Below are 26,612 nucleotides of genomic sequence, written 5' to 3' on the forward strand. Positions count from 1 at the left end.
CTATCGTTGAAATTAAAGCCGTCATGGTAGCGAAGCAAAAAAGCAGTTGTCAACGAAAGCCAAATTGCCGGAAATAAAAACAGCAGCGAGAAGTTAATATCTTCTGCTGCTGTTTCCTTCGATGATGAATGATGAAAACTACTCAATCTTGATATTAACTTCCAGTTGAATGGATGGCAGTCCACACTGAATATCAAGGTTTGGACAAGGGTCGCCAACGATGAAGAGTTTGGTCAAACCGGCGCGGACGGCTTGAAATACGGCTTGCGCGCCTTCGACTCTTTCGGCATCGGGCAGTTTGACCAGGATGGTTTCATCCGGCGAACTGGGAATCCACTCATAGGGTTTACTGCTTTTGATAAACACCTGAACTTTTTCGCCGATGGCTAAGGTGATGGTTTTTCCTGCGTCTTCAAAGGTAATGGTTTTTCCGACAAAGAACGGAAAAGTTTCAGAGACCTGCCCGGTGGCGTTTTGTGCCTGAATATCGGCAACCGTGCCGGGCGCGACTTTCTTGAAGGCTTTTTTAATCACCAGCAGATTGGGTGATGTGGGGTCAAACCTCGGCGTCAGCAGACGACCATTGACCATCACCATCGTACTGCTGTCAAAATTTTCACCGGTAAGCAACAGTTTGTTACCCTTGATTAAACCCTCAACAATTTTGGGTGCAGTAGATTGTTGAATTGCGGGAAGCGTCGGTTGGTATGCTGTAACCGATTGATTTGAGCCTGCCAATAACAAACTCAAACAGACGACCGAAAAAAATGCTATGAATCTCAATTTGCCCATCTTACTTGACCTCCGATAAAACAGCTTGGGGCTAGAGGTTTTCGTCGCAATCGCTTTCCCGCTTCGACTCCATTCAAAAATTTAACTCATCATACGCCTTTATGCAGGCGTGCCGCAATTGGCGCAGAATTTCGCGCCCGCCTGCATCGGCGACTGACAGTTTTTACAGGTTTGCGGCAGCATCGATTGTCCGCAATTGGCGCAGAACTTCGAGCCTTCCTGTACAGGCGTCTGACATTTCGGACAAGGGACGGTTGCCACTTGTGCCTGTTGCGTCGCGCCACAGTTCGAGCAGAATTTCGCGCCCGCTTGCAAGGCAAATCCGCATTTCAGGCAAGGCACGGTTTGCGCTGCGCCGCCGCCTTGTTGCGGTCCTTGCCCGAAAGCTCCTGCCATCATCTGACCGTAGCCCATCCCTAAGCCGAAACCCATGCCGGTTCCGGCAGCGCCGCCGGGATTTTTTGCGGCGTCTTGAATGGATTGCGCAGCTTTGTATTGCATATAGGCGCTCATATCGCCAATCGCTCCCATGCTTGAGCGTTCATCAATCATCTTTTGAACTTCTTCGGGCGGCGTGATGGCTGAGATGATGAAGTCAACCAGTTCAAGACCCTGTTTGGTGAAATCATCGGCGACGCGAGCTTTGACGCCTGCGGAGATTTCATCGTAATAAGCCGGCAAATCAAAAATCGTTTTGAGGTTTTCGCCGAGCAAGTCATTCAAACGGGCGACGATGATGTCGCGCATAAACGAGTTGATGGCTTCGGCGGAAACAATGCCGCGAGTGCCGACAACCTGCCCGACAAACAGTTGTGGGTCGGCGACGCGCAGCGAATATTTACCGAACGCCCGCAATCGCACAAACCGCAATTCGGAATCGCGAAAGGTAATCGGCTCTTTGGTGCCCCATTTCAAATCCTGAAAGGTTTGCCTGCCGACAAACATGACACTGGCTTGAAAAGGCGATTTGCCGCCGAAAGGAATCGACAGCAGCGTGGTCAGCAGCGGCAGATTCTGCGTGGTCAGCGTGTGCCGTCCGGCAGTGAAGGTATCAAGCGCCTTGCCGTCGCGGAAAAAGACCGCCGTCTGATTTTCCTGAACGATTAATTGCGCCCCCATCTTGATGGCATCCGAACCGGCTTCCGGTATGCGATGGACGATTTCCTGTCCCGAATTATCGAAATACTGTAATACTTCTATTGCCATTCTTTCTCCTCTTAACCGTCTGGAATCTGGAGTCTGGAGTCCTGCGATGAATAATTTCGCGTCGAATCAACATTCAAAAAGATTCACGCAACCCTTCACAAAACGGATGCCGGACACCGAACCTCAGACTTTAAGACCGTTTCGTAACTTTGATGCTTCCTGACACAGTTTTAATTTTGAGTGCTTGTCCGCCTGTGCCAACCGTGCCGATGGCTTCAGCATGACCGGGCGATTTAGCGACCTGAACTCCCAAGCTTTTTACATCAATTGAACCTGCGGTGGTTTGCGCATCAAGCTCGGCATTTAAATCCGATTTAAACGATAGGTCAACGTCGCCTGTAACAGTTTTAAAATTCATTTCGTCAATGGACGAGGTATTTTCAAAATTGGCGCTGATGTCGTTTGATGTTGCAGTTACATCAACCGCTCCCCTCACGTTTGTCAGTTCTACGCTGCCGGTTTGCGAATTGACGCGAACGCTGCTGTCGGCTTGTGCAATAGCGATATCGCCGCTTTGCGTTTTGACGGTGACTGCGCCTTGCACTTTTGCCAGGTCAACCTTGCCGCTTTGCGAGTTGATTTCGATGTCCGCATCAATGTTGTTGAGTTCAATATCCGAACTCTGCGCGTCGACTCGCACGCTGCCGAGACTGCGCGGCAATTTGATTTGATAGCGCACCTCTATATCGTCCGCATTATTCATTTGCGTTTCAAGGGTGAGATTGCCACCGGCAGTTGAATAACGAATCTCGACCTCGCGGCGGTCATTTGCATCACCGCCGCTTTTAATCACGGTGATTTCTGCCGAGGTACTATCCGTGCCTTCAATAGAGATGTTGCCGCTCGGATTCTTCAACGAAAATTTAGCGGTGTTGCTCAGCGGAAATTTCTGGGTAATCGTCGTTTCACCAGCGTTCACCACTGCGCCTGCTTCACTGAGTACGCCTGTCCCGGGTCTTGGCACATCACCGGGCTTAGGTGTCGCTGGCGCAGCAGGAGGTGGCGGCGGGAATCTTCGCGACGATCTTGAGGCGCGACTGATGAAAATTGCCATGAAGAAAATGACGCCAACCAGAACCAGTGCGCCGATGCCAAGCAACCACCCCAGCGACGAACCTGATTTCGTCGGCGGTTGATAGTACGGCGGTTGCCCCGCGTACATCGCCGGTGGGGTTTGCGGAACCTGATAATTCACCGGTTGATTGAATAGATGCGGTGGGGTGTTGCGGTCAAACCCGGCGGTTGATGCGCCGGTTGGTGGCGCATCCATAAATCGCGTGGGTTGACTTTGAGTATGCTCGTTATAGGTTGCGTGAGCGTTGGTTTGCGCCACCGGATTGGTATTGGGGTTTTGCGGCGCAGTATTGGCATTGCGTGGCGCATCCGTCTCATCCGGCATCATTTGTGTAGGCGCAAAGGTGCCGAGACTTTCGCTGGTCGGCAATCCGCACTTGCGGCAAAACCGTTGTTCCGGGACAAACTCAGCACCGCACCGTAGACATTGCATGACGACTCTCCAAATCTGTGCTTGGTGCCTGGCACTTTGTGCTTTGCCAGTAATTGAGCAACCGTTGAATTGAAATCTTAAATAGCAAATCAACGACTAAGCACAAAGTATCAAGCACAACCAACTATCCAAATAACGGCTTGCCTTGCGGCAAGTCATTGCCTTGACCGAATTCATTGATGGTTTTGTAGCGGTCATCGAAAGCGCGGTCGAATGCATCAATCGCACTGGTTAAATTAGCGCCACCGATTTTCAATCCGTCGGCGGTTCCTGCCTGCGCTTTTAATTGATTGGCGGCGGCTTCGATAGCTTCAACCTTTTCCACCAGCGCCAGATCGAAGCGATAAATCATGTCGAGTTGCGCTTCTTCGATTCTCACGGCATCGAAAAAGCCCGCATAACCGTAGCTTGCGAAGCGCACCCGGTTTTCAATTTTATCGAGCCTTTTCAAAGGCGTATCAATTGCGCCGGTTTCAAATAAACGCCCGCTTGAAGTCAAATCATTCATCACATCAAGAAGCGGCGATTTAACCGCATGCAGCCGATTTGCCAATCCTTCGCGATGGAGTTTATCCACATCGCGACGGCGCTCTTTATCATGATAGCCACTATAGCCCGGAATTTTACTTGAGATTTTATCAATCCAGTCTCTGATGCTCATTCGTCCTCCAATGCAGAATGCCGGATAAAAAGTATGAAGTAGGAACAATGAAGGATGAACATTTTAAAATTCCTCCTGTTCATCCTTCATCGTTCCTGCCGCCCTGAATCCTGTTAAAAAAACGCCGCTCCCAGACGACTCACCACTTTACTTCTGACACGACGTAAAGCTCGCAAAATTTTTCGCTGCTAGGCATTCGATGAAACTCTGCTTGATGGCGTGGTCAGGGTTTGCAAATATTCATCATAGGCTTTGCGGTCTGCCGCAGACATATCGCGAATATAAACGCCGACATTCCAATTGATGCCATCGGGTTTGTACCACGCGGCAAACCCCGTGACCTTAATCATCTGCGCAGGCAACTCAACTTCCAGTTCCAGTTTATTTTTAAAGGCTACGGTATGGTCACGAATGATATTGAGTTCACCCGTTTCAATGGTTCCGGTTTGAATTCTCAGTCCTTGCGAACCGGCATCTAAAACCAGACCTTGAATGACCCTTGAACGGTTGCCTTCATCGCTTTGATCAATAATTGTGAGTCGCATCGGTAGTGGTTGTGGGGGTGGCGAAACCAAACGATGCTCTTTCTGAGCATCCAGATCGGCGGTGCTTTGCACGCTTTCAACCAATCGCGAGCCGTCAATGCTACAGAAGCGATTCGTGTCGGGGTAAAATTTATGGCACTCAGGGCATTCTTTCATATCTTCACCTGTATGACGATTATAACAGGGGACAGTTTACAGGAAACAGGTTACAGTAAGAAAACGGCAATGAAAGAATAAGAGTTCCTTTGAAAAGACAAATGAAATTAAAATTGTCCGAAACTTCTAACCTGTTCCCTGTAACCTACAAAGGAATATTGCCGTGTTTTTTCGGGGGATTGCTGTCGCGTTTGTTTTCAAGCAACGCAAGCGCATGAATCAATTTCGGGCGCGTCTGCTTAGGTTCAATCACTTCATCAATGAACCCGCGCTCGGCGGCAATGTAGGGCGAAGCGAATTTATCGCGAAATTCATCGGCGCGACTTTTGGCTTCAGCCTGCGGGTCTAAAGCTTTGCCAATCTCGCGGCGATAGAGAATTCCGACCGCGCCTTCTGCGCCCATCACCGCGATTTCTGCCGTCGGGTAAGCGAAATTCACATCGGCGCGAATGTGCTTCGATGCCATCACGCAATACGCGCCGCCGTAAGCTTTGCGGGTGATGACAGTAATTTTCGGAACCGTCGCCTCGGCAAAGGCGAATAAGAGTTTCGCCCCATGTCGAATAATCCCACCGTGCTCCTGGTTGACGCCCGGTAAAAATCCCGGCACATCTTCAAAAGTAATTAGCGGTATATTGAAACAATCACAAAAACGCACGAAGCGCGCAGCTTTCACCGAAGCGTCAATATCTAAAACGCCGGCTAAAAATGCCGGTTGATTGGCAACGATGCCAACCGCGCGCCCGTCGAGTCTGGCAAACCCTACAACAATATTTTTCGCATAGTGTTCGTGGACTTCAAACAGGTAGCCTTCATCAACCACCGCGTGAATGATGTCGCGAATGTCATAAGGGATGTTGGCTTCTTCGGGCACCACTTTGTTCAATCGCTCATCCATTCGGTCTGCCGGGTCAAGCGTCGCGTGGCGCGGCGGGTCTTCGAGATTATTTGACGGAATGAAAGAGAGCAATTCGCGGATGAGTTGCAAACACTCTTCATCATTTTCCGCAGCAAAATGCGCCACCCCTGAAACCGTATTATGGGTCATTGCGCCGCCGAGTTGTTCTTTGCTGACCTCTTCATGAGTGACGGTTTTAATGACATCGGGACCGGTGATGAACATATAAGAAGACTCTTTGACCATCACATTGAAATCGGTGATTGCCGGTGAATAGACCGCGCCGCCGGCGCAGGGTCCCAAAATCGCGGAGATTTGCGGCACCACGCCCGATGCCAGGGTGTTTCGTAAAAAGATGTCGGCATAACCGCCTAAGCTTACGACGCCTTCCTGAATGCGCGCGCCGCCCGAATCATTGAGTCCGATGACCGGCGCGCCGACCTTCATCGCCATATCCATGACCTTGCAGATTTTTTCGGCGTTGGTCTCAGAAAGCGAACCGCCAAATACCGTGAAATCCTGGGCAAATACGAAGATGCGCCGCCCGTCAATCAATCCGTGCCCGGCAATCACGCCATCGCCGGGATACTGCTGGTCTTGCATGCCGAAATCGAGACAGCGATGTTTTTTGAAGCGGTCGAACTCTTCAAAGCTGCCATCATCAAGCAGGAATTCGATGCGTTCACGGGCGGTGAGTTTACCTTGCGCGTGCTGTTTTTCAATGCGCGCTTTGCCGCCGCCTTCGAGTGCTGCTGTGTTTTTTTCTTCAAGCAGTTTTAACTTATCCGGTTTCACTTCAATCATCTTTTCCGACGTAGCCATCGTTGCTCATCCTTAATTCGTGCTGCTTAATTTTTGAATTTGTATAACCAGACCACAGTCTATCAAATGGCGCTGAGGTTAAGCGGCAATAGAAGACAGAAAACTGTTGAGACTGGTGACCAACGGATGTCGCCTTAACGCTTTGATTGCCTGCTCATCAAGGTCTTTGACGAGTTGTAAGCGCTTACCGCCGGTTTGGTTGGATTCTTCTAACGCATCAGCTAAAAATTTTCTTGGGTGAAGTTTTGCCAGTCGCAATTCCATTTTTGAAAAATGTTTTTTAGTCAACTTCTCTATGATTGATGGCGTTTCAACAAGTAATGCCTCCATTTCAGGCTCAACCAAAAAAACTTCAAATTTGGTATCGGATGCCGCTTGTCGTAACAACTCTTCTAAAAAATCTTTCTGTTCTTGAATGTTCTTTTCATTGGTTGTATCCGCGTCCAGAACCAACGCTACCGGAATTTGCCGATTGGCAAGTAAAGTGCGCGCCAAAGATTGCGCCGAGTAGCGACCGGAACCTACAACAAATTCAATATCACGGGTTTTATTTTTAGGCAGAAGTTTCTTTAAAAGTTCCGCATCAAATGACCCTTCAGTAATGATGTAGGCTTTTTTCATGGTATGTCCTCAACGGTGATATTATAATCACGCAATCCCTTCTCAATGCAATTGCGATACTTGGAAATCAAGGCGCGACAGATGAAATGTTTTCTTAAACAATAGTCAATCTCTTCGCCTGTCCATAACAAAATGGTCTGTGGCGCAGTAAACATTGCCAGTGTGACTGCCGGAGCGGTGAATCCTTCACGACTGAAAACACAACCAATAACTTGACCGGGTCTGCGCAATAATTGATTCCTCAATTTAGCAATCGGTTCAATATTAATGCTGGTGTTTTGATCCTTACATTCAATCAAACAAGCGATACCGTCATAGTAAACGACGCCATCTATTTGCTCCAATTCGTCGCCATCAAGACGTACACTATATGGGTAACGGACATCTGCCTTATCCAGTTGAAATGCTCGAATCACTAAATATTCAAAGGCTTTTCCAGCTTTCCATCCCGGCGTTTTCCCTTCTTTAACGGCTTCCCATAATCCGAGCAACGCTTCCCAGCCATACTTCATTATTTTCTTTTCATAAGTTTTTTCCTGAAGCATATTTTGGTTGCCTAGCTTTTTTACAGATCAACAAGAATCCGGTAATTCTTGCTGCGTGTGCGGCGTCAAGCTTCTATCGCTTATTACCCATCAAAGCCAACAAGCCATCAACGAGTGTGCCACGCCAGTTGACATATTCATGTCCGCCGTTGAATTCGGCGTAATGCACGAAATAACCTTTGGATTTAAGAATCTCGCGCAGGTGGCGGTTGGCAATAACCATGCTCGGACCTTTGCCCGGTGTCGGGTCGCTTTCCATCAGTCCTACATCCATATAAAACCGCACAGAGAGTTTCGGGCTTGCGGCAAATTGTTTGGTCAACCATTCGTGTTCTTCATCTTCTCTGCCTTCCGGTCGCCACCAATATGAACCCGATTGCGACAGCACATTGCCGAAAACTTCCGGGTGACGAAAAGCCGCATAAGCCGAAGCCAAGCCGCCATAGCTTGACCCTGCAACCACGGTTTGCTGAGCGTCTTTGCTGACATTGTATTTTTCCCTCAGCATCGGCACCAACTCTTTCGCCAGGAAATCGGCGAACTGCGGGTTGCATGGGAGTTCAACGCCGCGCGCCGCTTGCGATACATTATCAACGGTGACGGCTACCATCGGCGGAATTAAATTTTTGGCGATGAGGTTATCGAGAATATGTTGCGTCGGCACCAGCGACAGATAGGTGAAGCCGTCGAAGACCACCAGCAACCCGTAAGGTTTGCCGTTCGTTTGATAATCGGGCGGCGTATAAACCCAGATGTTACGTTCATTGTTTAAAATCGCGCTTTTAATGCGTTGTTTTTCAACCGTGCCTTTTTTGATATTCGCTTGTTCGAGGTGATAGGTTTGTGCCGGAGCATCAGGCATTTCGACAAGCGAAGGCGTGAAGCCCGGAAATTTTTTCGGATTGAGCGGGTCGGCTTTAAACGTCGAAATCCGTTGCATCATCGCTTTGAAATCGTTCAACGGCAATTTATCGAATGATACCAACGAATCGTTAATCGAAAAGGCATAAGTGAATCGCGCATCTTTACGAACCCGAAAGGTTTTGTACCAGACATCGGAATTGGCGAGATTTGCCATCCGGCATTTTTCAACGTCGGTGCCTGCTATGCCGCCGAATATCAACACATTTTTGACATCATCTTTGCCGCGATACACGAAAGTCACCAGCGCGAATTTGTCGTCAACGGCAATCGGTTCAATGAGCGGCGCGGTATTTGTCGTCATCCCTTGCCAGAAGTTTTCAAGCGCCGCGCGATTGCCCGCCGCCAGTTCTTTCTGCAATGCGGCAAGGCGCGGACTGAGGATTTCATCTTGCATCGCGCGGACAGCAGCGGTGCAGGCGAGCAGGCAAAGCGCGGTTGCAATCAGCAGCGAAAGTTTTTTACTTGGCATAACCAATCCTTTAATTTTTTTGTTTTACGATGGAATCGACGCAAAGTTTTATGGTCAGGAAGTTTTAATAATCAGGTTGTTGCTCGGCGTTGTTTACCAGCGCAGTTTTTCAGGTAAAAATTCAGCCACCAACGCTTCATAGTATGGGCGCAGGGCGTCGATATCCGGGCGCTGCTCGCCCTTGGAATACAGGTCATAGGGACTGAAGGCACGCACCCAGTCAAACATGTGCTTGTCCTGTCCATTCATCAAATGCGCATATTCGTGTTGTTGGTGGATGACATAACAGGAATGATAGCGAATCATGTATAAGCTCTCTTCGGGCAGATAAGCTTTCATCACCTGATAAAGATATTCATCGTGTCCCCATGAAAAATGCACATTATCCAGACCGCAGCCTTCTGCGTAGATACCGGTTCGGGTTTGATAGAGCGGATTTTGACTGTCGGGATTGGCAGCAAAAAGTTCCGGGTAAACAATTTTTTGCGAATAAGCACAACCAACCGGAAAGGTATCGCCGACCACTGCCCATTGCGGTTCGCCGAAAAACGACAAGATTTTGCCGAGGTCGTGAATCAACCCGGTGAGGATGAACCAACGCGGATGCCCGTCACGGCGTATGGCTTCGGCGGTCTGGAGGTTGTGTTCGATTTGCGGCACGTCGGTGTCCGGGTCGCTGTCGTCAACCAAAGTGCTCAACTGTTCGATGGCTTGCCAAACGCCCATCTCGATTTTCGTTTTTGTGCGATAGGCTGCTTTTTTGTGGAGTACGAATTCGACAGTTTGATTGGCGTGGTTCATCTGGTAAAGCTCTTTTACCGTGCTGCGCGTTTTGGTCTGATAGTCACGAAAAGACTGAGCAAACTTATTCCCCCTGCCAGCCCCGAATAACTTTTCAGATGATGGTGTTGAATTCATCGTTGAATCAATTTCACCCATAACAGGAACCCGTATAAACGTATTGATACTTTAAATGCGTATTGTGAGGATGCAGCCCCGGTCATCAGGGCAACCGATGACCAAAACCTCGATATGAATTATAGGGTGCTGTGAAACGCCCGGATTATAGCACGACAAGTCAGGCAATTCTACGCGCTCATCTTCTAGCGGGAGTGAGCGCCATAAATTAAGAAAAATTTTTGTGGATTTTGCGTGAGGGCACATTTTCCACAAAGATTATAGGAATACTCAAACTCATCACGCTTCAAGATGAGCATCTGATTAAGCGAGGCTTTTGGTTATCGCTCAACGCGATTCCTTATCAGTGAAAACAATCGTAATCGCTTTAGCCGATTTCCTGACTCATTTGATTTTCTCGAACGGCACATTGCCGATGCGATAGGATTTCCAGTCTTGATAATCGAAATGCCACCACTCAGCTTCGTAAACCGTAAAGCCTTCGGCTTCCATCGCGTTGCGCAATAAACGACGAAGCCAGCGTTGCAAAGCTGTGCCGCCCGGATAATCCGGGTAAGCGCGGTCTGTGGTTTCATCATAAGTGCTGACCATCTCAACGGCTTTGCCGGTCTTTAAATCATAAAGCGTCAAATCCACCGCGCAGCCGCGATTGTGACGTGAACCATTGGCAGGATTGGCGACAAAGATATGCTTGTCTTCGGGCGTGGCATCCCAGAAAACTTTGGTCACATACCAGGGGCGATAGCCATCGTGAATCAGCAATCCGTAACCGTACACTTGCAATTTTTGACTGGCTCTGACGAGCGCTTCAGCAGCCGGGCGTTGCAGAAAAGCCCGTTCCTGTTGATAGAACACCGAACTCAAAAAATTGTTGGTGGTGGCGTAACGAACTTCGAGTTTGATGGTCGGGTCGAGTTTCGTCAGTTCCGTCAGTTCCGGCTCGCGGAAATTGCCGGTCTCTTTTGGTGGTTGTTGGTTGATGGCTTCTTTGAGAAGCTCTGCCACCGGGCGCACCGGTTTGATTTTCAGTTGTGAAGCGCCCGCGCCGGGTTCAATGTTGCGCCGTTTGAACACTATGCCTGCGGCGGTAACTTGCGTAGCGCGACCTCTGGCATCACGTTTGAAAATCAATTTTTCGCCATCGTATAAACCGTGATTCGGGAATTTGAAAACCTCGGACGAGACCTCTTCGAGCGGGTCAAATTCGTACCATTCAATCAAACACCAGAGTTTCTTGTCTTTTTCAAAGAGGTAAAGGATGTCGTGATCCCAACCATATTCGCCGATTAATCCTTTGAAAGGTTCCGGCGCAGGTAACGGTCTTTCAATCGGGACACGCGAATAAGTTTCATTATTGACGACTAGTTTATCGTTATGCACTGTGAGTTTTTGCCCGAAACCTAACCGGTCGTCAACGATGAGTTCTACCCCAACCGTTGGCGAAGAGGCTCTTTCACCTTCTTTGAGCCTGACGCCTGCCACCCTCAGTTGCAGCGGTTCGCCACCTTCGCTACTCCATAGAGCCAACTTACCTGCACTCTCCACTAACTCAAGATGCTTATTAGCCGCCATATATCGACCGGCTAATTCTTTGGCGATTGCGACATTGAGTGGCGATGTTTTTTCCGGTGCTTGTATGAGTTTACCTTCACGCGCCGCGAGCATCATGCGCAATGCGTAATTGGCGATGCGATTGGTCACGGCATTCACCGAATCTTTCGTTGCCACTACGACCACGCCGAGTTTGTCGTCCGGTAAAGCATTGAGCGTTGTCGCAAATCCGTAAATCGCGCCGCCATGCCCGACGCGACGATGCCCATCCAAAGTGCCTAAGCCGAAGCCAATTCCATAAGGCGTTTTGTTGCCTTGCGCGTCGGTTTGCGGCGTCCACATCTGCTCAAGGGTTTCGCGTTTAAGTATTCGACCATTCTTGCCTTCGCCGCCGGCAAACAAGGCGCTCATAAAATGCGACAAATCCGCAAGCGTAGTGTACATACAACCGGCGGGCGCAATCCCCAACTCAAAAGTCGGCGCATCAAACACCCGTCCATCAAGCGTCCACATCTGCGCTTTCGCCAGATGTTTTTTGATTTCCGGCGTCGGCTCGAAATTGCTGTCGCGCATTGCGAGCACATCAAGGACGCTACGTTTCAAATACTTCGCAAACGGCATTTTCTGCGTGCGCTCTAAAACATAGCCAACGGTGGCAATCGCCGCATTGGAATATTTGGTGCGGGTTTCCGGTTCATAAACCAATGTTGTGTTGTTTAAACTCGCGATGGTTCGCGCCAGGGTCGGCGGCTGCGGGTCGAAGTAACTGCCAATCGGAGTTTCGCGCACCAGTCCCGAACGATGCGACATCAATTGTCTGAGGGTTATCGCTTTTTTATACGGATTGCGCGGGCGAAATTCGGGAATGTATTTTGTCACCGGCGCGTCTAAATCGAGTTTGCCTTGTTCGACGAGTTGCATTACCGCGATGTCGGTAAAAAGTTTCGACACCGAGCCGACGCGATAGATGGTCTGCTCAGTTGGCGCGAGTTTCGCTTTTGGGTCGGCATATCCGAAACCTTTTTGCCAGACGATGTTTTGATTATCGACGAGGGCAATCGAAATCGCCGGTAATTCTTTTTCAAGCAATTGCTCATTGATAAATTCCGAAAGTTTCTCTATGACTTCCGAGTAATCGGTTCCGGCAATCGCTTGAGGGATGACGACGGGTTGATTTGAATTTTCATTTGCAGAAACCAGTGGCAAATAACTTTGCAATAAACAAGCCAGCGATAAGAGCAACGCGAGCGACAATCTTTTCATGCGAATTCTCCGAATGGTGGATTTGACAGTTGAAGCGAAAAGAATACTACTCGCTCAGATTGTTTATGCAAATGGTAAGGCACATGACTTTCGTTAAATCAACTTTCGGTTTGCGCGGTTTATTTGATTTTCTTTGCAGGAATATTCTGCCCGCCCTGATGCAACACCATTTGCGTCACTTCACCATTCTCATTTTTGACGAAAGTAATCTGCGCATCGACGACTTTGTAAAAGAATAGGTTTTCCTTTTCGGCATAGATTTGAAAGCGCGGTTGGTCTGTGGCTTGAGCAAATAACTGGTCGCCTTCCTGTGTGACGGTGATTTTGAAATGGGGCGCGAGTTGATATTCGCCGACATAGGTGGCAAGCACTTTCGGGTCAACTTTGATTTCCGGGCGTTGGTTCGGTTGCGCGAATTTCTGCAAAGGGAACTGGCTTTCGAGAATATGCAGTCCGATGTCATCCTGTCCGAGTCCCGAATTGGAAAGCACCACGACACCCGCGCGTTTTTTATTATCAAAACCGGTGAAGGTGCGATAGCCGCCGGTGCCGCCATTGTGCCAGATGATTTCGCCGCCAAAACGTTTGTTGATGTGCCAGCCAAGCGCGATGTCCATATCCGCCGAATCGGTTTTGCGCTGCATCTGATGGCTCATCTGCAAAACCGGATAGAGTTTGGTTTTCGTAAGCCCCACGTTTGCCGCTACAAATTTCAACATATCGTTTACCGTCGAACGCAAAGCTCCTGCGCCTGCCAGTACATCGATGTCCCAGTTCGGCGTCGGTTGCAAACCCGATGTGTGACCGGTTGCCAGTCGGGTTTTCTGTTCATCAGAAAGCGTGATGCGCGTGTCATTCATCTTGAGCGGTTTGCAGATGCGTTCAATCACTAAGGTTTCATAATCTTTTTTGGCTTTCAAACTGATGAGGTGACCGAGAAGCCCCATGCCGACATTCGAGTATTCATATTTGCTGCCGATGTCGAGCAGCAGTGTATAGCTTGAGAGAAATTCATAAAGCTGGGTGGCGGTGTAATCCGCAAAAGGATTTTTCGCATCTTGGGGTTTAAAATTGGTCGGCATGCGCGGCAAGCCCGAAGTATGCGTAGCGAGATCAAGCAAAGTGATTTCCTTGCCGTTGCGGGTTGGCGCTTTCACACCTGCGGGCAGGTATTTCGCAATCGGGTCATCGAGTTTCATGTCGCCGCGTTTGACCATATCGGCAAGCAGGATGCAGGTGAAGACTTTAGTAATCGAGCCGATTTCAAAAATCGAATTGCTATCGACTTCGCGGGCTTCATTGACCTGCATTTTGCCGTAGTTGATGAGCTTGATGCCCTTGTCGTTGATGATGCCGACGGCAACCCCGACGCCTTTTTTATCGGTAGTGATGCGTTGTTCAAGAATTTTTTTAACTTCGGCTTCATCCTGAATGGATTGCGCGAAAGTGAAAGGTGGTAAGAGAGCCAAAAGCGCGTATGCAATAAAGCGGCGTTGAATCAATTTTTTCATAGAGATCGCCTCCCGATAGTGTTGGGTTAATGCGCAGTTAAAATATCACCGCGCTGTAATGCAGACAAGAAAGTGCGAGTGACGGTAGGTTTATGGATGCGTAGATAAACCTTGTTGGGGTTGCGAATCGCGCATATCTTAAAACCGAATCTTAAATTTTTTGAACACCGTTGCCATTATTAAATATCTTTTGCAGGAATTTTCCAGTGTGTGAAGGTTCACAGGCGGCAATCTGTTCGGGCGTGCCGGTCGCCACCACGTTGCCGCCTTCGTAACCGCCTTCCGGTCCCAAATCAATAATCCAGTCGGCGCTTTTTATTACATCGAGATTATGTTCGATGATGATGATTGACCCGCCCGCTTCGATTAACTGACGAAATGCCGCGAGCAGCTTGTTAATGTCATCGAAATGCAAACCGGTCGTCGGCTCATCAAAAATATAAAGCATGCGTTCGCTTTCGCGTTTGGCTAAATACGATGCCAGTTTGACGCGCTGCGCTTCGCCGCCCGATAGCGTCGTCGCCGATTGTCCAAGTCGCAGATAACCGAGTCCGACGTCATCGAGCACTTGCAATTTCGAGGCGATGCGATTGATGTGCGAAAAGAACAATAAGCCTTCGCGCACCGTCATATTCAACACGTCGTGAATCGACCGACCTTTATATTTGATATCGAGGATGCCCTGTTTGAAACGGCGACCTTTGCACTCTTCGCAAATCAATTCGACGTCGGCAAGAAACTGCATCTCTTTAATCTCGACGCCATTGCCTTCGCAGCGTTCACAACGTCCGCCGGGCACATTGAAACTGAAATGCGAAGCGTCGTATCCGTGCGCCTGCGCTTCGCGAGTCTGCGCAAAAGCTTCGCGCACCGCGTCATAAACTTTGATGTAGGTAATCGGATTGGAACGCGGCGTGCGACCAATAGGCGATTGGTCAACCAACACGACATCGGAAATCAGATTGCCTCCGCGTAGCTCGGCAAACGCCCCGACGTGCCCTGTCCATTCGCCGCGTTGTTTTTTGAGTCCCGCATAAATAATGTCGTGAACCAGGGTGGATTTGCCTGAACCCGAAACCCCTGTAATGCAGGTCATCATTCTCAGGGGAATGTCTATATCAACTTTTTTCAGATTGTGTTCGCTCGCGCCGCGAATTTGCAAAACCTGTTTGGGATTGAAGACACGGCGTTCACGCGGCATTTTGATTTTTAAATCGCCGCGCAGGTATTTCCCTGTGAGCGACCCGTTGCCGTTGAGTAATTTTTCTTTCGTGCCTTGAAAAACCACCTCGCCGCCGAGTTCACCTGCACCGGGTCCAATATCAATGATGCGGTCTGCCGCCAGCATCATCTCAGGTTCGTGTTCGACGACGAGCACAGTGTTTCCAATATCGCGCAGATTTTCGAGTATGCGAATCAATCGCTGATTATCGCGTGGATGCAGCCCAATCGATGGTTCATCCAAAACATACAATGCGCCGACCAGCGAGGCGCCGAGATTGGTTGCCAGTTGAATGCGTTGCGCTTCGCCGCCCGATAGCGTCGAAGCCAGGCGATTGAGCGTCAGGTATTCAAGCCCGACATTGATTAAAAATTTCAAACGCGAACGGATTTCATAAAGCAATCGTTCGGCGATTTCCAAATCGGCTTCGGCAAGTTCGAGTTGCTTGAAAAAGTCTGCGGCTTCGGCGGCGGTCATCGCGCAAACTTCCGGCAGAGATTTTCCGGCGATTTTGACGATACGCGCTTCCAATCTTAAACGCCCGCCATCGCATTCGGGGCAGCGCGTATAGCCGCGATACTTCGACAGGAAAACGCGAACGTGAAGTTTATATTTTTTGGTTTCGAGATAATCGAAAAATCCCTGCACGCCTTCAAATTCATTGTTGCCGTACAAAAGGGTTTTTTGTTGGTCGCGAGAGAGGTCGCTAAACGGCACATCAACCGGGATGCCTGCGGCTTTGCAGTATTTCAGCAACTCTCTTTGCGCGTGTTGATATTGCGGTTTGGTGAACGGGTCAATCGCGCCGCGTGCAAGCGACAACTCATGGTTTGGCACCACCAGGTCATAATCCAGCCCGATGGTATTGCCGAACCCCTGGCAGGTCGGGCACGCGCCGAACGGATTGTTGAAACTGAAAAGTCGCGGTTCGGGTTCGGCATATTTGATGCCGCAACGCTTGCACTCGAAATCTTCTGAGAAAGAGAGGTGAATAGGATTTTCGCCGACGGTTTGAATTATTGCCTGTCCGTGTCCGTCCTGATAACAAATTTCTATTGAATCAACCAGACGGGCGCGCACATCCGGGCGCACCACCAGGCGGTCAACCAGAACAAAGGTGTTGTCGAAATTGTTTGCCGTGTAACTGTCGGGGGTTGCGAGTTCGATGATTTCGCCATCTTTATAAAGTCGCGTAAAACCGCGTTGCATCAAACTCATCAAATGAGCTTTGACTTTGGTGTCGTCGCTTGCCGTTGATTTCTTCGAGGATTTTTTCGATTTCGTTGGGGGGGCGCTTGGATGCGTCTCCTCAAAACCGGCGCTTGCCGGGAACAGCACATAAAAGCGTGTGCCTTCGAGGATGTTTAAAACTTCATCGGCGATGGATTCGGGCGTATCGCGAAACACCTGATTGCCGCAACGCGCGCAAAAGGTTTTACCAATGCGGGCGTAAAGCAGGCGCAGGTAATCGTAAGTTTCGGTTTGCGTAGCGACGGTCGAACGCGGATTGCGCGTGGAATTTTTCTGACGAATCGAAATCGCCGGACAGATGCCTGAAACTTCATCGACATCAGGTTTATCCATGCGTTCGAGGAATTGTCGCGCATAGGCGGAAAGCGATTCGACATAACGGCGTTGCCCTTCGGCATAGATGGTGTCGAAGGCAAGCGATGATTTGCCGGAACCGGAAACCCCTGTGATGACGGTGAGTTTGTTGATGGGAACTTCGACGCTGACGTTTTTTAAATTGTGAACCCTTGCACCTTTGATGCTGATAACTTCGTTTGACATGCTCTCCCGCTCGTAACTTTAGAGATCTGCTCGTAGCAGCTTTTTTGCCCCAAAAGTAAAGAATTCATCATAGCACTCGAATGCGAAGCGAATCAAAGTGGTGATGAAATCCGGCTTGCTTGACAGTGATTTGGTGCGAACCTATACTGCAAACCACTTCCAAAAACGAATGGAGACAGCAGCAAATTGGCTAAAACGTTACAAGGAAAATTGAGCGCCGAAGGCTTGCGTGTGGCAATCGTTGCAAGCCGTTGGAATGATTTCGTGGTGAGCCGGTTAATCGGCGGCGCGATAGACGCGCTTGAACGATTGGGCGCATCCGAAGATGCGATAACCATTATTCGCGTGCCCGGTTCATTTGAATTGCCGCTTGCCCTCAAGCGCGCGGCGCTGAGCGGCAATTATGATGCATTGATTGGCGTGGGCGCGATTATTCGCGGCGAAACTTCGCACAATGAACACATCGCCAGCGAAGTGTTCAAAGGCATTGCGCAAATCTCGCTCGATACGCAAAAACCCATCGCCCTGGGCGTGGTCACCGCCGACAATCTCGAACAGGCGATTGACCGAGCGGGCGCGAAATCCGGCAACAAAGGTTTTGAAGCGGCGATGTCTGCCGTTGAGATGGCGAATCTGTTTCTGGAATTTTAAAACGATTTGAATTTTTGTTTTTCAGAAGTTTTCAGAAGTTTTGAGCGTTTCTGAAAGGTTCCCCCTAGAACGATGAAAAAAAATAAAGGTTCCAAGCTGAGGGACACGCTTGCCCCTATCAAGGGGGTTCTATACTTTTCTGCCTTTCAAATTTTTTTCAGTCTCGCCTACATCATTTTTTTCAGTATTCGTTTTCGCTTTCAAAAAAGCCTGATTATGGTTCATTTTATTCTGGTTTTAAGCGTGCTTGCGCTGACGACTTTGTTGATGAGCCTTCCGTTAAGTTTTACATGGTTTCGTCGGTTGCGCATCGCCAGGCATCTGCTCAGCCTGTTTCCGGCGCTCACCTTTTTAGCATTGCTGTTTATTTATGTCTCCAATTTTCTCAGCAATAGTTTCTGGGGCAGCAATATTAATTACACCCTGGTTGCCGATTACGCTTTTCACTTCGGTTCGATTTTGAAAGCTTTGCCGGTCAATGCCAACTGGGTTTACCTGGTGTTAATCGGATTGTTGGTATTCGTCATTGTGGTTTACCAGTTTTTTTCCGGCGCAATTTTCAAAAGCCTGCAACAGATGCTTCTGCCTGAGCACCCGGTGAGCCTGTTTAACAACCGCTTGCGAGGCTTGAAATCCGCTCTGGTGATAGTGTTGTTTATGGTTGCGATGACGACGCTCATATCTGCGCTGTGGAGTAAGCGTGAGCACTACGAAGCCGCCTGGCGCGACCCCATCATCAGCTTTTTTATGCCGACGATTACCTATCTGGAACCCAATCCGCACCGGTTGAAAGTTTATTATGATGACCAGCGCTCACGTTTTGAATACCCGCGAAGTGAACAATTTCAAAAGAAGAATGTGATTTTGATTATTGCCGATGCGCTGCGTGCAGACCATATGCAACTTTATGGGTATGACCGACCGACGACGCCGTTCTTATCAAAACTTCAACATAACGGTTCGCTCAAGAGAGTCGATTTCGCGGTCTCATCGTGTGCCGATACGGTGTGCGGCATTATGTCAACCATGTCGTCGAAAAATTTAAAGAATGTCTGCAATCAAAATTTCACCCTCTATGATTTGCTCAATGACCAGGGGTATGAATCCTATTTCATTTTGTCAGGCAGTCATTCGTGGTATGGATTGAGAGAGTATTACGGCGAGAAAAATTTAAAGCTTTATTTCGATGGCGAGAGTTCGCAAAAATACACCCTCAATGATGACCGGCTGATTTTTGAAGGGCTGGAACAAGTTCAGAACTTTAATAACACGCCATCATTTTTCTATTTTCATTTGATGTCGCCACACTATTCAGGCGCGAAATTGGAAAAATTCTCGAAGTATGCGCCCAAGGATAAAAAGCTCGAAGTCTATGCTTTTCTTGGCGGCGATTATGACACGTCGCTTGTCAAAGACAACTACGACGATAAAGTGATGCAGACCGATGCGATGATTCAACAATTGTTTGAAAGCCTGAGACAGAAAGGTTATTTGAAAAACAGCCTGGTGGTAATTATCGGCGACCACGGTGATGGGCTTGGAGAGCATGGACATTTCGGGCATGTGCATTATCTCTATCAAGAGCAATTGCGGGTGCCGTTTTTAATTTATGATGAAGAGAAGGCGCGCTATGCCAATCTGCGATTTGCTTCGCAACTCGATGTTGCGCCGACCATTGTTGATCGGTTGGGACTACGGATTCCTGCCTGCTGGGAGGGCGAATCCCTGTTGCAATCGTCGAGCAATCCTTACACTTTCCATCAATCGTTTGGTAATCCATTGCGCTATGCCGTGCTGTATCGCACGGGGAAAGAAATTTTCAAATACATACGAACCGGCAATGGCGAAGGTGAAGAGATTTATGAACTGCTGAGCGACCCTGACGAACAACATAATATTTTTCAGAGTGCTGATGCGTCACTGGTTGAAAATCTGCAAGGGAAGTTGCGTCAGCATTTTGAAACTCAAAATAATTAAAAATTATTTTCACCAAAAGCGCATATTGGCGAAATCAGAATTGTTTTTTACGGCTTGATTTGGCAATCTGTAAAGGGACGCTTAATTGAATTAGTGGAATTCATATTTTGATATTTTTAGTAGGTGGTTATTATGGGTGCAAGACGTAAGGCGAGAGTTTGTGCCTTACAAATGCTCTTTCAATTCGATGTGGCTCAACCGCGAGTGGACGAACTGGTTGAAACCTACTGGGGGGAATTCGGCGACGAATTCGGTGAAGTTGACCGGGAATTTTCCAATCGGCTCGCATTGGGCGCAGTGTCACATCTGAAAGAAGTTGATGAATTAATCCGAAGTCGGGCGGAAAACTGGCGTATCTCGCGCATGGCAATCGTTGATCGGAACATTTTGCGGCTTGCCATCTATGAATTTCTTTTTGAGCCGGAAACGCCTAAGACCGTGGTGATCAATGAAGCGTTGGAAATCGCTCGGAAATTTTCGACCTTTGAGGCGACGCAATTCATCAATGGTATTCTGGATGCGATAAAACGAGACCTTGAAAACGAACAGAGTGTTTCAAGCGCATCAAGCTCCAATGGGAATTGAGGGATGAGTTGAACACCACTGATCTCTCAAACCAACAATAACGGTTTTTTGTCGCTCACTCATCATTAGCCTATGATTGAAGACAAGGCATTATTGAGTGAATATCTCTCTGAGTCCGAAGAACTGCTGGATTCACTGCTCACCGACCTTGATTCTCTCACGCCACAACCGCACATCAATCTCATCAATCGCATTTTTCGCACCGTTCATTCTCTGAAAGGGTTAACCGGAATGATGGGGCTTGCCGAGGTGCAGGCGCTCACTCACGAATTTGAAGATACGCTTGATGACCTTCGCCTGGGACAATTCAAGCTGGATGCCGAAGATTCGGTTCTTCTATTACAGGAATGCGGTGCCGGACTTGCCGCGCTGGTTTCAGGCGCAGCGCGCGGCTCCGCAAATGAAGAAGATTATGAACGCCTGCGCGATTTGCTGATTCGCATTGCCGCGCGTCCGCGCACCCGCATCAAAGAGGAAGAAGGCGAGCTTGAATCTTTGGGGCTTTCGGAAAGCGAACGCCGATTGCTCACCGATTATGAACGCCATCGCATCAGAGAAAATTTTAATGCCGAACGCGCTTTCTATGCATTCAGCGTGCAGATAAAAATCAGCGATATTGATACGAAGTATCGCGCCTTCACCAACCAGCTTGCCGAAATCGGCGAACTGATTACCACATTGCCTGAGCCGGCAAAATCTGCCGAGACCGTGGGCTTTAAATTGTTGCTGGCGACGCTTGGTAAAGAGAGTGAAATCAAACCGATTGCCGATAAATTTAATGCGCGGTTGTATCGCGTCGGGCGTTCGACCTGGCGCATTGCCGGGGAAGCGTTGCGGGTTGTGGGGCGCAGAAAATCGAAAACCGCAAAGAGCGATAAACCGACTGAAAATTTATTGCCGACCGCTTTCGCGCAGGAATCCCTGCAACCGCTGTCGCCAAATGTGCGGGTGGATTTAACTAAAATCGATGAACTATCGGGCATCGCGCATGAACTTTCCATCGAAGCGCAAAAACTCTCTTCGATGGCGAATAATTTTTTGCAAGCCGCAGGGCTTGGCGCGCGTGAGCGGTTCGATTTGAAATCGAGCATTAAAAAACTCGAACGCGAATTCCTCGAACTCGAAGAGCGACTGGTTGAATTGCGCATGGTTTCATTGGCGCAAACTTATACCCGCGCAGCAAGGCTTGCGGGTCGTCTGGCGCGTGAATTAGGGAAATCCGTATCGGTGGAAATCGCCGGACGCGATACCTTGCTCGATAAAATGATTGTTGACCGCATCGCCGACCCGCTTTATCACATCCTGCGTAATGCCATTGACCACGGATTGGAACTGCCGCAGGAACGCCGAATCCTCGGCAAAAATGCGCGCGGCAAAATTAAACTGGATGCCCGGCTTGAAGGCACACGCGCCAGCATTTCGATTAGCGATGACGGGCACGGCATCGATTTACAACAGGTGCGCCGCCGGGCGATTGAAATTGGCGCTATCGACGAGAACGATAATTTAGCCGATGAAGAATTGCTGAGAATGATTTTTCATTCGGGCTTTTCAACCGCCGGACAAATTTCATCGGTTTCGGGACGCGGTGTCGGATTGAATGCCGCAGAGCGCGTCGTGCATGAATTGGGCGGCGAAATTCGCGTGACTTCCGAACCGGGCAAAGGCGCGACATTTGAAATTGCCGTGCCCACCACGCTGGTGATGATTTCGGCTTTTGTGGTCGGCGTGGGCGAATGGCGTTATGCGATTAATGTTGGGCAAATCGTCGAATTGGTTTATCTGCATTCGGACGATGTGCTCGGTCGCGATGGTCGGCGCAACGTCGAATGGCGTGGGTTTATTGTGCCGCTCATTGAATTGCGTTATTTGTTGGGGCTTGGCGGCGCGCGCCTGCTGCATCAGGCAGAGCACGAGTCGGCAAATGGCAAAGCCACCAAAGCCGGGCAAACTCAGGAGCGTGTGCCGATTTTTATTACTCGGGTTAATGAAAAGTATGTTGCCATCGCGGTTGAACGATTTTTCGAGCAACGTGAAATTGTTGTGAAATCGTTAGGCTCGCTTGGGCGAAAAATCAAAGGCGTCATTGGCGCGGTTGACCTCGAAGGCGGCGATGTGGCGCTGGTTTTGGATTTACCGAGTCTGTTGATGCTGAGAAGCATGCGGGTGTAAGCAATAATTCAGATGCCAAAAGGACGAACCACTGCGACCATCAATTCACTGCTGAGACTGGCGGCAAGGTCTTTGCGTTTGAATGAAGAACAGGTTCAGGACGGCGACCACGATAAACTTTCATTTCTGGTTTTTGAAATTGATAATGAACCGTTGGCGATTTCAGTTGAACAGACCGAAGGCGTCGTTGATGCGCCGCGCATCACGCCATTGCCGCATTCGCCATCCGGCATCATCGGGGTAGCGAGTGTGCGCGGGCGCATGACATTGGTCACCCATCTGCGCGCCGAAGAGGCGCAATTAAAACATAAACAACGGTTGATTTTGCTCAAAGGCGATTCGCAACTCGGGTTGCTTGCAGACCGGATTGATGATGTCATCACCCTATCGACCAAAGATGTCCTGAGAACCGAGAACTTAAAAAAAGAGCGACCAACTGAAGGTGATGCGCTGGCTTTCAGTAAATTTTTTTTTAAACGAAAAGACAGGTTAATTCCCATTATCGATGCCGAACAGATTGGCGAATCTTAAAATTTGCCGATTAAAGTTGAAGTTTACGCGCATCGAATTTACACTATTGAGCTTATGAGCGGAATGAAATTTCGGAGAACTTGTACGGTTTGCGGAACTACCTTTTTTTCGCCCGACCGAAAAGCGGCTTATTGTTTAAAGTGCGTTAAGAAAAAAATCGTCAAGCACGTTCCCACGACGCCAAAGCCTATTGTGGTTCATAAGGCTTCGGCACCGGTTCGTGCCGTGCCGCGTCCCGCACACCATTCCTCGCGCTCAGCCGCCGCGCCGCGCAAGCAAAAGCAACCGCGTGCGCCGCGAGTTGATGCGCTTACCCCTGAAATTCGCACACGAATCATTGAGTGCTATCAAACGGAGTTTGTCGGTAAGGAAAGCGCTTTGCGTGAAGTCAATTCGCAAATCGCAACGAAACTCTGGGTCAAGCGCAAAGTGGTTGCCGATGTGCTGCAAGAGTATCTGAATTCCAGCAAAATTGACATCACGCCGGACCTCAGAGACAAAGCCATTGATATGTACCGGCGGTTTGTTGAAACCGGCTATCGCCCGGACGGTGGACGCCGACATGCCATCAGTAAAACACTCGGCGTACCTTATAAACAGACGATGAAAATCATTCGCGATTGGGCGAAATCGGAATATGAACAGTCGCCAACGCCTGAGCCGACCCGTTTGCAGTTATTCGAGATTGAAAAACTCTATTGGAAAGAGATGGACGCGCAACAGTTTCGGCTGATGGAATTGCCGGAAAAAATGGCCGAACAACTCGGTTATGTGACGCGCTGGCAAATTTTGCGCTGGCTCGATATTTTGCATGATGATGAACGCGCCTTTTCAAACGTGCCGGATCCGTCACCCGAAATTCAGGAACAGATTCTTAAAGCCTATCAAGATTATTTAGCCGCGCCTGAACCCCCTGAACATGGATTGCACTACACCATCGCCAATTTGATTGAAGGCATCACCCCGCGTCAGGTTCACAAGGTTCTGCAAAGCTACCGTCATAAACGACGCATGGATTATCCCCTCTTATAAAAGTCAATAGTCAGTAGTTTCCAGTCTGTAGTTATTGACAAATTTCTACTGACTACTGACTACTGACTACTGACTACTGACTGTGATGAAACAAGTCGTTCAGAATTACCGCACCGGCGAATTAACCGTAGAAGAATTGCCACCCCCAGCTTTGAAAGCCGGAGGACTGCTGATTCGCACCGCCTGTTCGCTGATTAGCGCCGGTACGGAACGCACGATTGTTGAAACCGCGCAAAGTTCTCTGGTTGGCAAAGCCCGCTCACGCCCAGACCTCGTGCGCCAGGTTTTCGATACCCTTAAACGCGAAGGCATTCGCTCGACTTATGAAAAAGTCACCGCCAAACTCAATCAGATAAAGGCGCTCGGCTACAGCGCCTCGGGAACCGTGATTGCCGTTGGCGAAAACGTCAACGGTTTTCAGGTTGGCGACCGCGTGGCTTGCGCCGGCGCGGGTTATGCTTCGCACGCCGAAGTGTTATTCGTTCCGCAAAACCTCTGTTGTAAATTGCCGGATGCCGCTTCCTTTGAATCTGCCTGTTACACAACCGTCGGCGCCATCGCCATGCAGGGCATTCGCCAAGCCGATGTGCGACTCGGCGAAGCGGTCGCGGTTATCGGGCTTGGACTCATCGGGCAACTGACGGTGCAGATGTTGAAAGCCGCCGGTTGTCGCGTGCTGGGATTCGATATTGATCCGCTTGCCGGTGAACTCGCGAAAAAATCCGGTGCCGATTTTGTCGCCGCAACCGAAGAGGGCGTGCGCACCGCCTGCCAAATTCTCACCGAAGGGCGCGGCGTTGATTCGATAATTATTACGGCAAGCACCAAATCGGATGCGCCGGTTGAACTCGCTGCCGACCTTGCGCGTGACCGCGCGCGCATCGTTGCCGTTGGCCTTATCGGCATGAACATTCCGCGCAATGCCTATTACCTGAAAGAACTCGAGGTGCGGTTGTCGCGTTCTTACGGACCTGGACGTTACGACCCCGAATATGAAGAGAAGGGCAATGATTACCCGATTGCCTATGTGCGTTGGACGGAGCGGCGCAATATGGAAGCCTTCGTGCAACTGATCGCCGAAGGCAAAGTGAAAACCGATTTGCTGACCACCCATCGCTTTTCGGTGGCGCAGGCGATGGACGCTTACGAGTTAATCACCAACAAAGGCGGTGAGCGTTATTGCGGCATTGTGCTTGAATACCCGCAGGCGGAGATTGCAAGCGGCAAGGTTGTTAAAACCTCACACGCCAAAAAAACTTCTGAAGGTGCGTTAGGTGTGAGTTTCATTGGCGCGGGAAGTTTTGCCAGAGGCGTCTTGCTGCCGATTGTTAAACGCGCCGCAAAAGTTCAACTCGAAGGGGTTGCCACGGCGACCGGCATTAATGCGAAAAATACCGCAGAGATGTTCGGCTTTGTCTATTCAACGACCGATGCCGATGAGATTTTAAATAATGAAAAGAGCGAAGCCCTATTCATCGCCACGCGCCACGATTCACACGCCGATTTAGCCACCAGAGCTTTGCGGCAAAACAAGGCGGTGTTTGTTGAAAAACCGTTGGCAACCACTCTTGAAGGTTTACGCGAGGTTATCCTTGCAGCGCGTGAGACAGCGGGTGTCCTGACCGTCGGCTACAATCGCCGGTTTGCGCCGCTTGCCGTAGACCTTAAAAAACATTTCGCGAATCGCGCAGGCGTCCTCACGGTTTTGTATCGCGTCAACGCCGGGCAAGTGCCCGCAGAGCATTGGACGCATGATGCAACAGAGGGTGGCGGGCGCATCATCGGAGAAGTCTGTCACTTTGTTGATTTCGTGCAATTCATCACCGATGCTTTGCCTGTGCAGGTGAGCGCGGCGCTCGTGCCGCAAAAACGCACAGCCGGTTTTGTTGATGACAGCGTCACGGTTTCAATGACCATGAGCGACGGGTCGGTTGCTTCGATTGTTTATACGGCAAGTGGCAGTAAAGCGGTTGCCAAAGAGCGCGTCGAAATTTTTGGCGAACGTGAGGTCGCCATTTTAGATGATTTTAAAAAAGCGGAAATAATTTCCGACCGCAAAACGATTAAACTAGGAGGCAGCGCACAGGACAAAGGGCACGCGGCGGAAATCGCGGCGTTTTTGGATGCAGCGCACGGAAAAACCGCTTTGCCCATTAGCCTTGAATCGCTGACGGCGACCAGCCTTGCTTGCCTGGCGATTATCGAAAGCGCAAAGCAGGCAAGCGTTTGTTCGATAGATATAAATTCGGTATTTTAATTTTA

20 protein-coding genes are annotated in these 26,612 nt (G+C 49.4%); 7 read left to right on the top strand and 13 right to left on the bottom strand.

What is annotated here, in order from left to right; genetic code table 11:
- Positions 1 to 138: 138 nt before the first annotated feature.
- The 13 genes from AB1757_01845 to uvrA form a co-directional block, all read right to left on the bottom strand.
- The gene (locus AB1757_01845; GenBank protein ID MEW6125780.1) at positions 139 to 792 is read right to left on the bottom strand and encodes a hypothetical protein; all 654 of its coding nucleotides are present in this window, start codon (positions 790 to 792) and stop codon (positions 139 to 141) included.
- Positions 793 to 891: 99 nt separating this feature from the next.
- On the bottom strand, positions 892 to 1,998 hold the full coding sequence (locus tag AB1757_01850) for an SPFH domain-containing protein (protein MEW6125781.1): 1,107 nt from the start codon (positions 1,996 to 1,998) through the stop codon (positions 892 to 894).
- A gap of 130 nt (positions 1,999 to 2,128) precedes the next feature.
- Complete coding sequence (locus tag AB1757_01855; protein ID MEW6125782.1) at positions 2,129 to 3,505, bottom strand: DUF4097 family beta strand repeat-containing protein; 1,377 nt, start codon at positions 3,503 to 3,505, stop codon at positions 2,129 to 2,131.
- A gap of 124 nt (positions 3,506 to 3,629) precedes the next feature.
- Positions 3,630 to 4,166 carry a hypothetical protein gene (locus AB1757_01860; GenBank protein ID MEW6125783.1) on the bottom strand — a complete coding sequence of 179 codons (537 nt, stop codon included), beginning with the start codon at positions 4,164 to 4,166 and terminating at the stop codon, positions 3,630 to 3,632.
- Between the two features lie 188 nt (positions 4,167 to 4,354).
- The gene (locus tag AB1757_01865) at positions 4,355 to 4,867 is read right to left on the bottom strand and encodes a hypothetical protein (protein MEW6125784.1); all 513 of its coding nucleotides are present in this window, start codon (positions 4,865 to 4,867) and stop codon (positions 4,355 to 4,357) included.
- 145 nt (positions 4,868 to 5,012) lie between these two features.
- On the bottom strand, positions 5,013 to 6,587 hold the full coding sequence (locus AB1757_01870) for a carboxyl transferase domain-containing protein (protein ID MEW6125785.1): 1,575 nt from the start codon (positions 6,585 to 6,587) through the stop codon (positions 5,013 to 5,015).
- Positions 6,588 to 6,665: 78 nt separating this feature from the next.
- Entirely contained in the window at positions 6,666 to 7,208 is a 543-nt protein-coding gene (locus AB1757_01875; protein ID MEW6125786.1) for a hypothetical protein, read from the bottom strand.
- Positions 7,205 to 7,753 carry a restriction endonuclease gene (locus AB1757_01880; GenBank protein ID MEW6125787.1) on the bottom strand — a complete coding sequence of 183 codons (549 nt, stop codon included), beginning with the start codon at positions 7,751 to 7,753 and terminating at the stop codon, positions 7,205 to 7,207. The genes AB1757_01875 and AB1757_01880 overlap by 4 nt, the downstream gene beginning before the upstream one ends.
- 73 nt (positions 7,754 to 7,826) lie before the next feature.
- On the bottom strand, positions 7,827 to 9,146 hold the full coding sequence (fes, locus tag AB1757_01885) for an enterochelin esterase (protein MEW6125788.1): 1,320 nt from the start codon (positions 9,144 to 9,146) through the stop codon (positions 7,827 to 7,829).
- Between the two features lie 93 nt (positions 9,147 to 9,239).
- Positions 9,240 to 10,064, bottom strand: coding sequence for an inositol oxygenase family protein (locus AB1757_01890; protein ID MEW6125789.1), 825 nt, complete (start codon positions 10,062 to 10,064; stop codon positions 9,240 to 9,242).
- Positions 10,065 to 10,448: 384 nt separating this feature from the next.
- A complete protein-coding gene (locus AB1757_01895; protein MEW6125790.1) occupies positions 10,449 to 12,878 on the bottom strand; it encodes a serine hydrolase in 2,430 nt (809 codons plus the stop codon).
- Positions 12,879 to 12,997: 119 nt separating this feature from the next.
- Positions 12,998 to 14,389 carry a serine hydrolase gene (locus AB1757_01900; GenBank protein ID MEW6125791.1) on the bottom strand — a complete coding sequence of 464 codons (1,392 nt, stop codon included), beginning with the start codon at positions 14,387 to 14,389 and terminating at the stop codon, positions 12,998 to 13,000.
- A 151-nt stretch (positions 14,390 to 14,540) separates the two neighbouring features.
- On the bottom strand, positions 14,541 to 17,402 hold the full coding sequence (uvrA, locus tag AB1757_01905) for an excinuclease ABC subunit UvrA (GenBank protein ID MEW6125792.1): 2,862 nt from the start codon (positions 17,400 to 17,402) through the stop codon (positions 14,541 to 14,543).
- A 186-nt stretch (positions 17,403 to 17,588) separates the two neighbouring features.
- Between uvrA and ribH the strand changes: the two genes are divergently transcribed.
- The 7 genes from ribH (at position 17,589) to AB1757_01940 (ending at position 26,607) form a co-directional block, all read left to right on the top strand.
- The gene (gene ribH, locus AB1757_01910) at positions 17,589 to 18,053 is read left to right on the top strand and encodes a 6,7-dimethyl-8-ribityllumazine synthase (GenBank protein ID MEW6125793.1); all 465 of its coding nucleotides are present in this window, start codon (positions 17,589 to 17,591) and stop codon (positions 18,051 to 18,053) included.
- Positions 18,054 to 18,269: 216 nt separating this feature from the next.
- Complete coding sequence (locus AB1757_01915; GenBank protein MEW6125794.1) at positions 18,270 to 20,030, top strand: sulfatase-like hydrolase/transferase; 1,761 nt, start codon at positions 18,270 to 18,272, stop codon at positions 20,028 to 20,030.
- Between the two features lie 132 nt (positions 20,031 to 20,162).
- A complete protein-coding gene (nusB, locus tag AB1757_01920; protein MEW6125795.1) occupies positions 20,163 to 20,615 on the top strand; it encodes a transcription antitermination factor NusB in 453 nt (150 codons plus the stop codon).
- 72 nt (positions 20,616 to 20,687) lie between these two features.
- The gene (locus AB1757_01925; GenBank protein MEW6125796.1) at positions 20,688 to 22,787 is read left to right on the top strand and encodes an ATP-binding protein; all 2,100 of its coding nucleotides are present in this window, start codon (positions 20,688 to 20,690) and stop codon (positions 22,785 to 22,787) included.
- 12 nt (positions 22,788 to 22,799) lie between these two features.
- Positions 22,800 to 23,318 carry a chemotaxis protein CheW gene (locus AB1757_01930; protein MEW6125797.1) on the top strand — a complete coding sequence of 173 codons (519 nt, stop codon included), beginning with the start codon at positions 22,800 to 22,802 and terminating at the stop codon, positions 23,316 to 23,318.
- Positions 23,319 to 23,381: 63 nt separating this feature from the next.
- The gene (locus AB1757_01935; protein ID MEW6125798.1) at positions 23,382 to 24,350 is read left to right on the top strand and encodes a hypothetical protein; all 969 of its coding nucleotides are present in this window, start codon (positions 23,382 to 23,384) and stop codon (positions 24,348 to 24,350) included.
- A gap of 85 nt (positions 24,351 to 24,435) precedes the next feature.
- Positions 24,436 to 26,607 carry a bi-domain-containing oxidoreductase gene (locus AB1757_01940; protein ID MEW6125799.1) on the top strand — a complete coding sequence of 724 codons (2,172 nt, stop codon included), beginning with the start codon at positions 24,436 to 24,438 and terminating at the stop codon, positions 26,605 to 26,607.
- Positions 26,608 to 26,612 lie beyond the last annotated feature (5 nt).

This window comes from Acidobacteriota bacterium, from assembly GCA_040754075.1.
In the GTDB taxonomy this organism is placed as follows: Bacteria; Acidobacteriota; Blastocatellia; order UBA7656; family UBA7656; genus JBFMDH01.

What these genes read in the sequence shown, in the direction of transcription:
- AB1757_01870 (MEW6125785.1), bottom strand. Translation starts at nt 6,587, where the DNA reads ATGGCTACGTCGGAAAAGATGATTGAAGTGAAACCGGATAAGTTAAAA.
- AB1757_01925 (MEW6125796.1), top strand. Translation starts at nt 20,688, where the DNA reads ATGATTGAAGACAAGGCATTATTGAGTGAATATCTCTCTGAGTCCGAA.
- AB1757_01855 (MEW6125782.1), bottom strand. Translation starts at nt 3,505, where the DNA reads ATGCAATGTCTACGGTGCGGTGCTGAGTTTGTCCCGGAACAACGGTTT.
- AB1757_01930 (MEW6125797.1), top strand. Translation starts at nt 22,800, where the DNA reads ATGCCAAAAGGACGAACCACTGCGACCATCAATTCACTGCTGAGACTG.
- AB1757_01865 (MEW6125784.1), bottom strand. Translation starts at nt 4,867, where the DNA reads ATGAAAGAATGCCCTGAGTGCCATAAATTTTACCCCGACACGAATCGC.
- AB1757_01860 (MEW6125783.1), bottom strand. Translation starts at nt 4,166, where the DNA reads ATGAGCATCAGAGACTGGATTGATAAAATCTCAAGTAAAATTCCGGGC.
- AB1757_01880 (MEW6125787.1), bottom strand. Translation starts at nt 7,753, where the DNA reads ATGCTTCAGGAAAAAACTTATGAAAAGAAAATAATGAAGTATGGCTGG.
- AB1757_01890 (MEW6125789.1), bottom strand. Translation starts at nt 10,064, where the DNA reads ATGAATTCAACACCATCATCTGAAAAGTTATTCGGGGCTGGCAGGGGG.
- AB1757_01900 (MEW6125791.1), bottom strand. Translation starts at nt 14,389, where the DNA reads ATGAAAAAATTGATTCAACGCCGCTTTATTGCATACGCGCTTTTGGCT.
- AB1757_01875 (MEW6125786.1), bottom strand. Translation starts at nt 7,208, where the DNA reads ATGAAAAAAGCCTACATCATTACTGAAGGGTCATTTGATGCGGAACTT.
- AB1757_01850 (MEW6125781.1), bottom strand. Translation starts at nt 1,998, where the DNA reads ATGGCAATAGAAGTATTACAGTATTTCGATAATTCGGGACAGGAAATC.
- AB1757_01895 (MEW6125790.1), bottom strand. Translation starts at nt 12,878, where the DNA reads ATGAAAAGATTGTCGCTCGCGTTGCTCTTATCGCTGGCTTGTTTATTG.
- fes (MEW6125788.1), bottom strand. Translation starts at nt 9,146, where the DNA reads ATGCCAAGTAAAAAACTTTCGCTGCTGATTGCAACCGCGCTTTGCCTG.
- AB1757_01915 (MEW6125794.1), top strand. Translation starts at nt 18,270, where the DNA reads ATGGTTCATTTTATTCTGGTTTTAAGCGTGCTTGCGCTGACGACTTTG.
- AB1757_01940 (MEW6125799.1), top strand. Translation starts at nt 24,436, where the DNA reads ATGAAACAAGTCGTTCAGAATTACCGCACCGGCGAATTAACCGTAGAA.
- AB1757_01845 (MEW6125780.1), bottom strand. Translation starts at nt 792, where the DNA reads ATGGGCAAATTGAGATTCATAGCATTTTTTTCGGTCGTCTGTTTGAGT.
- uvrA (MEW6125792.1), bottom strand. Translation starts at nt 17,402, where the DNA reads ATGTCAAACGAAGTTATCAGCATCAAAGGTGCAAGGGTTCACAATTTA.
- AB1757_01935 (MEW6125798.1), top strand. Translation starts at nt 23,382, where the DNA reads ATGAAATTTCGGAGAACTTGTACGGTTTGCGGAACTACCTTTTTTTCG.
- nusB (MEW6125795.1), top strand. Translation starts at nt 20,163, where the DNA reads ATGGGTGCAAGACGTAAGGCGAGAGTTTGTGCCTTACAAATGCTCTTT.